Annotated in this window: 9 protein-coding genes; 7 read left to right on the top strand and 2 right to left on the bottom strand. The window is 61.2% G+C overall.

Annotation, left to right across the window (positions count from 1 at the left end; genetic code table 11):
* The coding region (locus AC3A5O_RS02350) for a retention module-containing protein (protein ID WP_487752818.1) at positions 1 to 3,053 on the bottom strand (3,053 nt) is incomplete at its 3' end.
* A 358-nt stretch (positions 3,054 to 3,411) separates the two neighbouring features.
* Here AC3A5O_RS02350 and AC3A5O_RS02345 point away from each other — a divergent pair.
* The 7 genes from AC3A5O_RS02345 (at position 3,412) to AC3A5O_RS02315 (ending at position 12,425) form a co-directional block, all read left to right on the top strand.
* A complete protein-coding gene (locus tag AC3A5O_RS02345) occupies positions 3,412 to 4,761 on the top strand; it encodes a TolC family outer membrane protein (protein WP_122565123.1) in 1,350 nt (449 codons plus the stop codon).
* A gap of 36 nt (positions 4,762 to 4,797) precedes the next feature.
* Positions 4,798 to 6,954: a type I secretion system permease/ATPase gene (locus AC3A5O_RS02340; protein ID WP_122565366.1), complete on the top strand. Its 2,157-nt coding sequence runs from the start codon at positions 4,798 to 4,800 to the stop codon at positions 6,952 to 6,954.
* A complete protein-coding gene (locus tag AC3A5O_RS02335) occupies positions 6,944 to 8,311 on the top strand; it encodes an HlyD family type I secretion periplasmic adaptor subunit (RefSeq protein WP_109751853.1) in 1,368 nt (455 codons plus the stop codon). The genes AC3A5O_RS02340 and AC3A5O_RS02335 overlap by 11 nt, the downstream gene beginning before the upstream one ends.
* A gap of 403 nt (positions 8,312 to 8,714) precedes the next feature.
* Positions 8,715 to 9,617, top strand: coding sequence for a TauD/TfdA dioxygenase family protein (locus AC3A5O_RS02330; RefSeq protein WP_305469141.1), 903 nt, complete (start codon positions 8,715 to 8,717; stop codon positions 9,615 to 9,617).
* Between the two features lie 37 nt (positions 9,618 to 9,654).
* Positions 9,655 to 10,680 carry an ABC transporter substrate-binding protein gene (locus tag AC3A5O_RS02325; RefSeq protein WP_122565125.1) on the top strand — a complete coding sequence of 342 codons (1,026 nt, stop codon included), beginning with the start codon at positions 9,655 to 9,657 and terminating at the stop codon, positions 10,678 to 10,680.
* Positions 10,681 to 10,685: 5 nt separating this feature from the next.
* Complete coding sequence (locus AC3A5O_RS02320) at positions 10,686 to 11,546, top strand: ABC transporter ATP-binding protein (protein WP_305469143.1); 861 nt, start codon at positions 10,686 to 10,688, stop codon at positions 11,544 to 11,546.
* Positions 11,547 to 11,558: 12 nt separating this feature from the next.
* Complete coding sequence (locus AC3A5O_RS02315) at positions 11,559 to 12,425, top strand: ABC transporter permease (RefSeq protein WP_305469145.1); 867 nt, start codon at positions 11,559 to 11,561, stop codon at positions 12,423 to 12,425.
* A 169-nt stretch (positions 12,426 to 12,594) separates the two neighbouring features.
* Here AC3A5O_RS02315 and AC3A5O_RS02310 read toward each other — a convergent pair whose 3' ends face one another.
* Positions 12,595 to 12,966 (bottom strand): DUF6124 family protein, encoded by a 372-nt coding sequence (locus tag AC3A5O_RS02310; RefSeq protein ID WP_305469147.1) that lies wholly within the window; start codon positions 12,964 to 12,966, stop codon positions 12,595 to 12,597.
* Between the last annotated feature and the right edge of the window lie 568 nt (positions 12,967 to 13,534).

Here is a 13,534-nt window from a genome sequence, read left to right as displayed (position 1 = left end):
GCACCGGTCAGGGTGGCGGTGTAAGTGATGGTGCCGTTTTCATTCACGGTCGGCGTAGCGGTCAACGTCACGGTGGTTGTGTCGTTGACATCACTGACGATTGTGCTGACCGGAGCGGTGTTCGGCGCGATGGCTTCGAGGTTGCCACCGGATGCATCTTTGATCGACTCGGTGACGGTGGTCGGACCTTGATACACGTCGTTGCCGACGGCTACGTCGAGCACGCCCGAGCTTGCACCCGCGGCGATGGTGATGGTCTTGCCGCTTTCCAACGTCACGGTCACCGGGCCGTTTTGCGCGGTGACGGGTTTGCCATCGGCACCGGTCAAGGTCGCGGTGTAGGTGATGGTGCCGTTTTCATTCACGGTCGGATTGGCGGTCAATGTCACCGTGGTGGTGTCGTTGACGTCGCTAACCACGGTGCTGACTGGGGCAGTATTTGGAGCAATGGCTTCCAAGTTGCCGCCGGATGCATCTTTGATCGACTCGGTGACGGTGGTCGGACCTTGATACACGTCGTTGCCGACAGCCACATCCAGTACGCCCGAACTTGCGCCCGCTGCGATAGTGATGGTTTTGCCGCTGTCCAACGTGACGGTCACCGGACCGTTCTGCGCAGTGACAGGCTTGCCGTCGGCACCGGTCAGGGTGGCGGTGTAAGTGATGGTGCCGTTTTCATTCACGGTCGGCGTAGCGGTCAACGTCACGGTGGTGGTGTCGTTGACGTCGCTGACCACGGTGCTGACTGGAGCGGTATTTGGGGCGATAGCTTCCAGGTTACCGCCCGATGCCGAGGCAATCGACTCGGTAACGGTGGTTGGGCCTTGGTACACGTCGTTACCCACAGCGACATCGAGCACACCCGAGCTTGCGCCGGCAGCGATGGTGATGGTTTTGCCGCTATCGAGCGTGACCGTTACAGGACCATTCTGCGCGGTGACAGGCTTGCCGTCGGCATCGGTCAGCGTGGCAGTGTAAGTGATCGTGCCGTTTTCATTCACGGTCGGCGTGGCGGTCAACGTCACGGTGGTAGTGTCTACCGAATCAGTAATCGTAGTGACCGCAGGCGCAGTGCTCGGCACCAGGTTCTCGAAGTTGCCGCCGGTTGCACCGGTAATCGTGGTGCTGACCGTGCTGCCGTTGTTGTAGACGTCATTAGCCGGGGTATCGACGTTAACGGTGCCGGTCGTCTGGCCAGCAGCAATGGTGATGACCGAGCCGTTGCTCAAGGTCACGGTCACCGGAGTCTGAGCCGGGTTGGTCAGTGTCGCGGTGTAGGTGATCTGGCCGCCTTCGGTGATGGTTTCGCTGGCGCTCAGTGTCAGGCCGGTGGTGTCGGCCGAATCGGTAATCGTAGTAACGGCAGGTGCAGTGCTCGGCACCAGGTTCTCAAAGTTGCCACCTGTTGCACCGGTAATGGTGGTGCTGACCGTACTGCCGTTGTTGTAGACGTCATTCGCCGGCGTCTCGACGTTAACAGTGCCGGTCGTCTGGCCAGCAGCAATGGTGATGACCGAGCCGTTGCTCAAGGTCACGGTCACCGGAGTCTGAGCCGGGTTGGTCAGAGTGGCGGTGTAGGTAATCTGGCCGCCTTCGGTGATGGTGTTGCTGGCAGTCAAAGTCAGGCCAGTGGTATCCGCCGAATCAGTAATCGTGGTGACCGCAGGCGTAGTGCTCGGCACCAGGTTTTCAAAGTTGCCACCCGTCGCACCGGTAATGGTGGTGCTGACAGTGCTGCCATTGTTGTAGACGTCATTGGCCGGAGTATCGACGTTGACGATGCCAGTGGTCTGGCCAGCAGCGATGGTAATGACCGAGCCGTTGCTCAAGGTCACCGTCACCGGAGTCTGGGCCGGGTTGGTCAGAGTGGCGGTGTAGGTAATCTGGCCGCCTTCGGTGATGGTGTTGCTGGCAGTCAAAGTCAGGCCAGTGGTATCCGCCGAATCAGTAATCGTGGTGACCGCAGGCGCAGTGCTCGGCACCAGGTTTTCAAAGTTGCCACCCGTCGCACCGGTAATGGTGGTGCTGACAGTGCTGCCATTGTTGTAGACGTCATTGGCCGGAGTATCGACGTTGACGGTGCCCGTGGTCTGGCCAGCAGCAATGGTAATGACCGAGCCATTGCTCAAGGTCACGGTCACCGGAGTCTGAGCCGGGTTGGTCAGTGTCGCGGTGTAGGTAATCTGGCCGCCTTCGGTGACGGTATTGCCCGCGCTCAGGGTGACGGTGGTGGTGTCGACGGTGTCGGTGATCTGGGTCACGGCCGGCGTGGTGGGTACGGTCACGGCGATGCCGGTACCGCCGGTGGTGCCAGTGACGGTCACACTGATCTGGCTTGGGTCGTTGTAGACCGTGTCATTCGGTGCGAGTGGAACGTTGACGCTGCCGGTCAGCTGACCCGCCGGGATCACGATGACCGCGCCGTTGGACAAGGTTACGGTCAGGTTGGTCTGCGGAGCCTGGGTGACCGTCGCGGTGTACACCAGCACGCCACCGGCCTCGGTCAGGGTCGGCGTGGCGCTCAGGGTCATCGTCGCATTGAGCACGGCGTTGGCGGTCGTATCCGTGGTATCGCCACCCAGGATGTTGTCATCAGTGGCGGCCGCCGCCGCGAGGCCTTCGGTTGGGAAACCGACGGTAGGGTCGACGCTGCCGGCGGTGGCATCCAGCACCACAAAGCTGTGACCGCCACCGGCGGCACCACCCGTACCCGCGGCAGTGGCGCCGGCGGCGGTGGCTTCCAGGGCGGTCGTCGGGTCGACGCCAGCGGCGATGGCTTGTTGCAGCTCTTCTACCGACGGCGCGGCCTGGGCAGTGGCTTGGGCCAGGTCGGTGGACGAGTCCGGGGCATTGGCGCTCCACTGGGTGTCGCGCCCCAGGTCCAGGGTGCGGCCATCGGCCAGTTCCAATGTGACGGCGCCGGCAGGGCCGGTGTCCAACTGGTCGCCTACGTTCAGGCGATCACCTTCAATGAGTACGCGCCGGATGCCCTCTGGGGATACGACGAAAACCTGACCAACAATGCTTTTGACAACGGCAATAACACTGCTCATTGAAGACTCTCCGGGTGCCACGCTCAGTAGACTTCCATGGACCCGGCGGCTTGTAGGCAGCAGCGGTCTGGACGTTTATGTTCACAAAGTAAGGTTATTTGACGCTTTTTGATGTCAATATTTTGGCTGCGTTTTTCCGAATATTTTGTTTGTGCCAAACTATTGACCTTCTGCCGGCCATCCTAAACAATCGCCGCCGTAATGTCACATTGATATTTAAGCGGCGACCTGTTCTTTCAGTGCGTGTTCCAGCTCCTGTTTTGAACTTTCCGACATACGGTCATTCCGGTTGCCATCATCCGATGCAGCGCCACGTTTCGCTGTGATTCAAGACAAGAGTTCTGGGAATAATCCAACCATGCGTTCGCACCTGCTCAAGGCTTTACCCTTCGCCCTCGCCGCTAGCTTCGTACAAGCACAAACCTTGCCGCAGGCCATGCAGCAGGCTTTGGATGTCCACCCTGAAATCCAGGCCGGTGTGAACAGCCGTCTCGCGGCGGATTACCAACTCAAGGCGGCCAAGGGCGGCTACCTGCCTAGAGTGGACCTTGCAGCCGGGTATGGTCGTGAAGGCACCGACAGCGTCACCACCCGGTCGGGCGGCAATAACCATTGGGAAACCCTGAACCGCAGCGAGTCGAGCCTGCGCCTGTCGCAAATGGTGTTTGACGGTTTTGCGACGTCCAGCGAAGTCGGGCGTCAACAAGCCACCGTCAATGCCCGTGCCTACTCGTTGCTGGACGCTTCCGAGCGCACCGGGTTGACGGTGGCCCAGGTCTATCTGGACGTGTTGACCCGTCGCGAGTTCGTGCGCCTGGCCGAGGAAAACCTCAAGAGCCACGAGCGCATCTTCGACCAGATCAAGCTGCGCACCTCCCGTGGCGTGGGCAGCGGCGCCGACCTGGACCAGGCCGAAGCGCGCATGGCCCAGGCCCGCAACAACCTGATCACCGAGCAAACCAACCTGGCCGATGCCGAGACCAACTACCTCAGTGCCGTCGGCCAACTGCCTGATCAACTGGAGCGTCCAGCCGATTTTCTGGCACTGCTGCCAGCCAACCTGACCGAAGCCCGCGCCCAGATGCTGGAAAACAGCCCGGTGCTGCGTTCGGCCGAAGCCGACATCGCCGCCGCCGAGCAACAGTACGAAGCCGCCAAGTCGAGCTTCTACCCACGCTTCGACGCCGAGTTGGGTCGCACCGCCGACAACGACCTGGACGGCCAGAACGGCCACAACAATGAATGGCAGGCCATGCTGCGCATGCGTTTCAACCTGTATGCCGGTGGCAGCAACAAGGCCGACCTGGAATCCAAGTCGTACCTGTCCAACCAGGCCCTGGACATCCGTAACAACGCGCTGCGCCAGTTGAACGAAGAACTGGGCCTGGCCTGGAACGCCTTGAACAACGCCAACGCCCAGGTGCCGGTAGCCCAGCAATACGTGGATCGCAGCGCCAACGTGCGCACCGCCTACCAGAAGCAGTTCAGCCTCGGCGAGCGAACCCTGCTCGACTTGCTCGACAGCGAAAACGAGCTGTTCAGCGCCTCCCGTCGCCTGGCGGAAATCAAGAATGTGCAGCTGTTCACCCAGTACCGGATCAAGGCAACCATGGGCCAGCTGTTGAAAAGCCAGGGTGTGGTCGCGCCGTTGGCATCGGTTGTGCAGAACGACGTGAAACCCAAGGTCCAGTTGCCTGGGATGAATTGAGTCTTCAACCTGTTTTAATCAGTCAGAGTGCCGAGCGTGGAATCAGAAGTCAGTCCAGTCGAACTAGTTCATGACCCGCGCACGCTGCACGACGACCCGTTGCTGGACGGTTTGCTGGCGCTTTGCATGCTGCATCAGAAGCCGGCCAGCGCGGCGATGCTCACCACCGGCCTGCCGCTGCCCAAGCAACGGCTGAGCGTCGAATTATTGTCGCGCGCGGCGGCCCGTGCCGGTCTGCAAGGCCGGGTGCTGCAACGCAAGCTCGAGCAGATTCCGACCATCGCCATGCCGGCGCTGTTGTTGCTCAAGGACGGCCGCAGCGCCGTGCTGCTGGGCTGGGTCGGTGACGACCAGGCGCGACTGCTGCTCAGCGAAAGCGACGGCGGTGAGGTGACCATCAGCCGCGAACTGCTGGCCGATGATTACAGCGGCAAGGTGTTCTTCGCCCAACCGCAGCATAAATTTGACGTTAACCACGGCACGCTCATTCCCCGGGCGCGTTCGTGGTTTCGCGACACCCTCAAACGGTCCCGCTGGCTGTACGCCGATGCCATCGCCGCTAGCCTGCTGATCAACATCATCGCCATGGCCGCGCCCCTGTTCGTGATGAACGTCTACGACCGCGTGGTGCCGAACCAGGCCGAATCGACCCTGTGGGTGCTGGCTGTCGGTATCACTGGCGCCTATGTGTTCGACCTGATCCTCAAGATGCTGCGCAGCCTGTGTCTGGACCTGGCGGGCAAGAAAACCGACCTGATCATTTCGGCGACGCTGTTCGAGCGCATCGTCGGCATGTCCATGAAGTATCGCCCGGCGCGGGTCGGCAGCTTTGCCCAGAACATCCATGAGTTCCAGAGCCTGCGGGACTTCCTCGCCTCGCTGACCCTCACCAGCCTGATCGACTTGCCGTTCACCCTGCTGATCTTCATGGTCATCGCGATTATCGGCGGGCACCTGGTGTGGATTCCGGTGCTGGCGTTCCCGATTGCCCTGCTGATCGGCTATGCCTTGCAGAAGCCGTTGGTAGCGACAATGGAGCGCACCATGGCCCTGGGCGCCGAGCGGCAGTCCAGCCTGATCGAGACCCTGGCCGGCCTGGATGCAGTGAAGGTCAACAATGCCGAGAGCGAGCGTCAATACCAGTGGGAACAGACCATCGGCACCCTCAGCCGTCTCGAACTGCGGGTGAAGATGCTGTCCGGGCTGGCGATGAACATCACCTTGTTGATCCAGCAATTGGCCGGGGTGATCATGATCGTCTTCGGCGTTTACCTGATCATCGCCGGCAACCTGAGCATGGGTGGGCTGGTGGCCTGCTACATGCTCAGCGGCCGCGCCCTCAGCCCGTTGGCGTCGCTGTCGGGCCTGCTGACCCGCTATCAGCAGGCGCGGGTGACGATGACCTCGGTCGACCAGATGATGGAACTGCCCCAGGAGCGCAATTTCGACGAGCGTCCGCTGAGCCGCAAGGTATTGCAGGGCGCCGTTGAATGCCGTCAGTTGAACTTCACCTACCCGAACCAGCAGAACGCTGCCCTGAAGAACATCAACCTGGTGATCAAGCCGGGCGAGAAAATCGGCATCATCGGCCGCAGCGGCTCGGGCAAGAGCTCGTTGGCCAAATTGCTGGTGGGCCTGTATCAGCCGGATGACGGCGCCTTGCTGGTGGACGGCGTGGACATCCGCCAGATCGACGTCAGCGAGCTGCGCTACAACATTGGCTACGTGCCCCAGGACATCCAGTTGCTGGCCGGCACCCTGCGGGACAACCTGACCTCCGGCGCCCGTTACGTCGAAGACGAACTGGTGCTCCAGGCCGCGGAACTGGCGGGTGTGCATGAATTCGCCCGCCTGCATCCGCAAGGCTATGAACTGCAAGTCGGCGAGCGCGGGCAGAACCTGTCCGGTGGCCAGCGCCAGAACGTCGCCCTGGCCCGCGCGCTGTTGCTCAACCCGCCCATCCTGCTGCTGGACGAACCCACCAGCGCCATGGACAACACCGGTGAAGAACGCCTGAAACAGCGCCTGGCCGCCGTGGTGGAAAACAAGACCGTGCTGTTGGTGACGCACCGGGCCTCCTTGCTGTCGCTGGTGGACCGCCTGCTGGTGATCGACCGTGGACAGATCCTCGCCGATGGCCCGAAAGCCGCTGTCATGGAAGCGTTGAAGAAGGGGCAGATCAGTGTTGCTTAAGTCAGGTTTAAAGGGCGCGGTGGGCCGCTATTTCAAAGGTTCCGACTCGCTGCACGGCCAACCGCTGCCCGAGGTCAACAAAGCCCTGATCGAGGACGCTCCGCGGGTGGTGCGGTTGACGATCTGGGGCATCATCGGCTTCTTTGTGTTTCTGGTGCTGTGGGCCAACTTCGCCGAGATCGACGAAGTGACCAAGGGCGACGGCAAGGCGATCCCATCGTCCAAGATCCAGAAGATCCAGAACCTGGAAGGCGGCATCGTCGCTGAGCTGTTCGTCAAGGAAGGGCAGATTGTCGACGCCGGCGCGTCGCTGATTCGCCTGGATGACACGCGGTTTGTCTCCAACGTCGGCGAGACCGAGGCTGATCGGCTGTCCATGTTGTTACGGGTCGAGCGCCTGAGTGCCGAGGTCGATGACCGCCCGCTGAACTTCCCGGCCGATGTACTCAAGGCTGTGCCGGGCCAGGCCGCCAGCGAAGAGTCGCTGTACATCAGCCGCCGCCAGCAGTTGCACGATGAAATCGGTGGCTTGCAGGAGCAGTTGATCCAGCGTCAGCAGGAACTGCGCGAGTTCGTCTCCAAGCAGGCGCAGTATCGCTCCGGCCTGGCGCTGCAACGCCAGGAAATCAATATGTCCGAGCCGTTGGTGGCTCAGGGCGCGGTATCGCCCGTGGAAGTGCTGCGGCTCAAGCGCGCCGAGGTCGAGACCCGTGGGCAACTGGACGCCACGACGCTGGCGATCCCTCGCGCCGAATCGGCGATCAAGGAAGTGCAGCGCAAGATCGACGAGACCCGCGGCAAGTTCCGCAGCGAAGCCCTGACCCAACTCAACGAAGCACGCACCGACCTGAACAAGGCCCAGGCCACCGGCAAAGCCCTGGAAGATAGGGTGAGCCGGACCCTGGTGACGTCGCCGGTGCGTGGCATCGTCAACAAATTGCTGGTGAACACCATCGGCGGGGTGATTCAGCCCGGCAGCGACCTGGTGGAAATCGTGCCGCTGGACGACACCATCCTGGTGGAAGCGAAAATCCGGCCCCAGGACATCGCCTTCCTGCACCCCGGCCAGGACGCCACGGTGAAATTCACCGCCTACGACTACACCATCTACGGCGGGATGAAAGCCAAGCTGGAACAAATCGGTGCCGACACCATCACCGATGAAGACAAGAAAACCACCTACTACATCATCAAGCTGCGCACCGAACGCAGCCACCTGGGCACGCCTGAAAAGCCCTTGCTGATCATCCCGGGGATGGTGGCGTCGGTGGACATCATCACCGGCAAGAAAACCGTGCTCAGCTACCTGCTCAAGCCCATCATCAAGGCCCGGTCCGAGGCGTTGCACGAGCGCTAGGCACACAGGACCGTGGCTTGCCGCTTTTGTGGCGAGGGAGCTTGCTCCCGCTGGGGCGCGCAGCGGCCCCAAAAAACAGTGAGCGCTTCGCACTCAAGCGGGAGCAAGCTCCCTCGCCACAATCGTGCCATTCTCGAAGCCCTTGTGGGAGCGAGCTTGCTCGCGATAGCGGCAGGTCAGATTTTTATCTATCACTGACACACCGTCATCGCGAGCAAGCTCGCTCCCACAGGTTCTGCCATATAGTTATGCATTTTTAATATTTAAATTAATTTTCTTATACCTTTAAAGTCATCCCCCTGCGTACCTGCCGACCAATCGGCGCGCCGCACGACACAAACCAACACGGTACCGCCGTGAGTTTTTGATCGATGCGCGCCTGAAGCGTGCGTGGGAGTGATGTATGCCAGCCGTCTCTTATTCTCCAGATTCAACCGTCGCAAGCAGTGCGCCGCAGTCGTTCGAAATCCGCCCGTTCCCCGATGCCGTCGGCGCCGAGATCGTCGGGCTGGACCTGTCCCGGCCCATCAACGACCAGGATTTCGCTCGCATCCATCGCGCACACCTGGACTATCACGTCGTGGTGTTCCGCGACCAACGCATCACCCCTGAACAACAGATCGCCTTCAGTCGCCGCTTTGGCGTGCTGCAGATCCATGTGCTCAAGCAATTCCTGCTGAGCGGGCACCCGGAAATTCTCATCGTCTCCAACATCATCGAAAACGGCCAATCCATCGGCCTCGGTGATGCAGGCAAGTTCTGGCATTCCGACCTGTCCTATAAAGAACTGCCCAGCCTCGGCTCGATGCTTCACGCCCAAGAGCTGCCGAGCGAAGGCGGTGACACGCTGTTCGCCGACATGCACAAGGCCTGGGACGGTCTGCCTGAAACGCTGCGTAAAGCGGTGGAAGGCCGTTCGGCGGCGCATTCCTACACCGCGCGCTACAGCGAAACCAAATTCGAAGGCAACTGGCGCCCGACGTTGACGCCTGAGCAACTGGCCCAGGTGGCTGAAGTGGTGCACCCGATCGTGCGCACCCACCCGGAAACCGGGCGCAAGGCGTTGTTCGTCAGCGAAGGGTTCACCACCCGCATCGTTGGCCTGCCGGAGGATGAAAGCAAAGCCATCCTGGCCGAGCTGTATGCCCACAGCGTGTTGCCCCAGAACATCTATCGCCATCAATGGCAGCCCCATGATTTGGTGTTCTGGGACAACCGCTCGCTGATCCACCTGGCCGCCGGTTGCCCGAGCCATCTGCGCCGCAAACTGTATCGCACCACCATCCAGGGCGACGCCCCTTTCTGATCGGCTGCGCAGCGCGCAAAGAGCCCGGAGAATCACCATGTCCACACGCATTGCTTTTGCACCGCTGGCCGCCGCCATCGGCCTGGGCTTCAGTTTGCTGGCCGGCAGTCTGGTCGCGCCGGCCAGCGCCCACGCCGAGGGCGAGATTCGGATCGCCGAGCAGTTCGGCATCGTTTACCTGTTGCTGAACGTGGTCCGCGACCAGCAATTGATCGAGAAGCACGGCAAGGAGGAGGGCATCGACATCAAGGTCGACTGGACTCAACTGTCCGGCGGCGCGGCGGTCAACGATGCGTTGCTGTCGGGCTCCATCGACATTGCCGGGGCCGGTGTCGGGCCGTTGCTGACGGTCTGGGACCGCACCCGTGGCAAGCAGAACGTCAAGGCCGTGGCGTCCCTGGGCAACTTTCCCTACTACCTGCTGAGCAACAACCCGAAGGTCAAGACCATCGCTGACTTCACCGAGCAGGACCGCATCGCGGTGCCGGCGGTGGGTGTTTCGGTGCAGTCGCGCATCTTGCAATACGCCGCCGCCAAGCAGTGGGGCGACAAGGATTTCAATCGCCTCGACAAGTACACCCTGGCGGTTCCGCACCCGGACGCCACGGCGGCGTTGATTGCCGGCGGCACCGAGTTGACCGGGCACTTTTCCAACCCGCCGTTCCAGGACCAGGCGCTGCAAAACCCCAACGTCCATGTGGTGCTCAACTCCTATGACGTGCTCGGGCCGAACTCACCCACGGTGCTGTTCGCCACCGAGAAATTCCGCGATGAAAACCCCAAGACCTACAAGGCCTTCGTCGAGGCGCTGACCGAAGCGGCCGAGTTCGCCCAGAAGGATAAAGGCGCGGCGGCGGACACCTACCTGCGGGTGACCAAGGCCAAGATCGACCGGGCGACCTTGCTGAAGATCATCGACAACCCGCAGATCGAATTCACCGTCACCCCGAAAAACACCTACCCGCTGGCCGAATTCCTCTACCGCGTCGGCGCCATCAAGAACAAGCCGGCGTCGTGGGAAGATTATTTCTTCCAGGACGCCAAACCGTTGCAGGGGAGCTGATTGCCATGAACGCGCTTTTGCAAGGCCACGTGGCCAGCAACGCTACCCGCACCGACACGGCATTGTTGTCGGTGGATAACGTCAGCCTGGAATACCGCACCCCGCAGCGGGTGGTACGGGCCACCCACCAAGTGAGTTTTGAAGTCGACCCGGCGGATCGTTTTGTGCTGCTCGGCCCGTCCGGTTGCGGAAAGTCCACCTTGCTCAAGGCGATTGGCGGCTTCATCACGCCGTGCGAAGGCGAGATTCGCTTGCAAGGCCAAACCGTCAACGCGCCGGGCCCGGATCGGATCGTGGTGTTTCAGGAGTTCGACCAGCTGCCGCCCTGGAAGACCGTGAAGCAGAACGTGATGTTCGCGCTGCTGGCGTCCGGCACGCTCAAGCGTCGCGAGGCCGAGGAGCGGGCGCTGCACTATCTCGACAAAGTTGGCCTGGCGGCGTTTGCCGATGCCTACCCCCACACGTTGTCCGGTGGCATGAAAGCCCGGGTCGCGATTGCCCGGGCGTTGGCGATGCAGCCGAAAATCCTCTTGATGGACGAACCCTTCGCCGCCCTCGATGCCCTGACCCGACGCAAGATGCAGGAAGAATTGCTGCTGCTCTGGGAGGAGGTGCGTTTCACCTTGCTGTTCGTCACCCACTCCATCGAAGAAGCCTTGGTGGTGGGCAATCGCATCCTGTTGCTGTCGCCGCATCCAGGGCGAGTCCGGGCGGAAATCCACAGCCATCAATACGATTTGCAAAGCCTCGGTGGCGTGGGGTTCCAGCACACGGCGCGGCGGATTCATCGGTTGCTGTTCGATGAGGGCCCGTCGCCGGGGACCGAGCGTGAGCTGGATTTCGCTGACATCCGTATTGCGTATTAAGGGGAGCGTTCCATGAGCCAGTTATCGCCTGCGCGCGAAGAATACGAAGTCGACCTGCAACCCCTGACCCAAGTGCCGCTGGAACGCGAGTTGCCCCTGGGCCAGCGCCTCTGGCAACAGGGTTGGCTGCGCAAAAGTTTGATCCTGTTGTTGCTGGCGCTGGTGTGGGAGGGCGTGGCGCGTTACCAGAGCAACGACCTGCTGCTGCCGAGCTTCTTGCAGACCGCCAGCGCGTTGTATGACGGTTTGCTCAGCGGCGAGCTGCTGGGCAAGGTGTGGATTTCTTTGGTGGTGCTGCTCAAGGGCTATCTGCTGGGCATCGTTTTGGCGTTCGGCCTGACCACGCTGGCCGTGTCGACGCAATTCGGTCGCGACTTGCTCAGCACCCTGACCTCGATGTTCAACCCGTTGCCGGCCATCGCCCTGTTGCCGTTGGCGCTGCTGTGGTTTGGCCTGGGCCAGAACAGCCTGATTTTCGTGCTGGTGCATTCGGTGCTGTGGGCGCTGGCGTTGAACATGTATGCGGGGTTTCTCGGTGTATCGGAAACGCTGCGCATGGCCGGGCGCAACTACGGGCTCAAGGGCCTGCGCTTTGTGCTGTTCATCCTGATCCCGGCGGCGCTGCCGTCGATCCTCGCCGGGTTGAAGATCGGCTGGGCCTTCGCCTGGCGCACTCTGATCGCCGCCGAACTGGTGTTCGGCGCCACCAGCGGCAAGGGCGGTTTGGGTTGGTACATCTTCCAGAATCGTAATGAGCTGTACACCGACAAGGTCTTTGCCGGGTTGGCGGTGGTGATTTTGATTGGGTTGTTGGTGGAGAATTTGGTGTTTGATTCCCTGGAGCGGGTGACGGTGAAGCGTTGGGGGATGCAGCGTTGACTAGGTAATACTCCTTGCCAGGGCTTTGGGTTGTCTGGGCTGACGTCATCGCGAGCAAGCTCGCTCCCACACTGGGGCGGTGTTGTGTCTCGATATTGGGTTCGACACAACCTCCCCCTGTGGGAGCGAGCTTGCTCGCGATGGCAATCTTCAATTCACCGCAGGCCTGTCAGCCCGCCGCTTGAACCTCCAGCCGATCCATCGCCCGCTCCACCAACAAATGCACCCCGTCGGCCATCCGGCTGATCGCCAGGATGACGCTGCGGCGCGAGCCGTCCACATCATCCGCCAGGTCAGCGGCGATGGCGCTGATGGACAGCAAGTCTTCGGAGGCATTGGCCAGCAGGGTTTCGGTGTCGATGTCCGGGGCGACCATGAAGAGTTGGGCGGTTTGGGTTTTGCCCGAGGCTTCATCAGCCGGTTTGGGATTGAGGTAGTAGTCGAGAACGCGCTCGGCGGTTTCGTCGAGTTTTTTGGAGTTCGGGGTTTCAGCGCTGGTGTCAGGTGAGGAGGCTGGAGGGTTAGGTGTAGGTTTGAACATGGTAGGTTTTCCATTGGAGAACCACTTTGAATCGCTTGCACGCGATGGAAGGTGGCAGCTGTGAGCGAGTGTGCAAGACCGGGTAACCACACCAAAACCCCGGCAGACCTCGAGAGTCTCCCGAACACAGCCGCCATAAAACACGGGCACGAATGCACCATAAATGGCCGGAGGCATTATAGGTTGGATTTTTACCCGGACTTGCACGTCCGTGTCACCGTTTTTTCAGTGACAAACCCAGACTAGCGGTGGGCCCGAAGGCGGACAAGTTCACCAACATCGCCGCAACTTGAAGGAAATCTCCTAGGACTCTGCTGTAGGTAAGCGGTACACAGAACCTGTGGCGAGGGGATTTATCCCCGCTGGGCTGCGCAGCAGCCCCCAAATGGCTGAAGACCAACAACCTGACACACCGAGGCGGCTGGTTTTAGGGCTGCTGCGCAGCCCAGCGGGGATAAATCCCCTCGCCACAACGGTATTCGGTGCCGGTTTCATGCGCTCCAGGCGGCGGATTTTATTTATCTCCGTCCCGCCCATTAGCCAAGTAAAGCCCCTCCCATTTCCTTTA

The sequence above is a fragment of the Pseudomonas sp. Soil_N_39 genome (genome assembly GCF_057655955.1).
Note: the sequence above shows the minus strand (reverse complement) of the source record. Positions and strands in the feature narration are given on the sequence as shown.

Bases quoted from the DNA above. Each gene is read 5' to 3' on its own strand.
- AC3A5O_RS02330 (WP_305469141.1), top strand. From the start codon at position 8,715: ATGCCAGCCGTCTCTTATTCTCCAGATTCAACCGTCGCAAGCAGTGCG.
- AC3A5O_RS02315 (WP_305469145.1), top strand. From the start codon at position 11,559: ATGAGCCAGTTATCGCCTGCGCGCGAAGAATACGAAGTCGACCTGCAA.
- AC3A5O_RS02345 (WP_122565123.1), top strand. From the start codon at position 3,412: ATGCGTTCGCACCTGCTCAAGGCTTTACCCTTCGCCCTCGCCGCTAGC.
- AC3A5O_RS02325 (WP_122565125.1), top strand. From the start codon at position 9,655: ATGTCCACACGCATTGCTTTTGCACCGCTGGCCGCCGCCATCGGCCTG.
- AC3A5O_RS02310 (WP_305469147.1), bottom strand. From the start codon at position 12,966: ATGTTCAAACCTACACCTAACCCTCCAGCCTCCTCACCTGACACCAGC.
- AC3A5O_RS02320 (WP_305469143.1), top strand. From the start codon at position 10,686: ATGAACGCGCTTTTGCAAGGCCACGTGGCCAGCAACGCTACCCGCACC.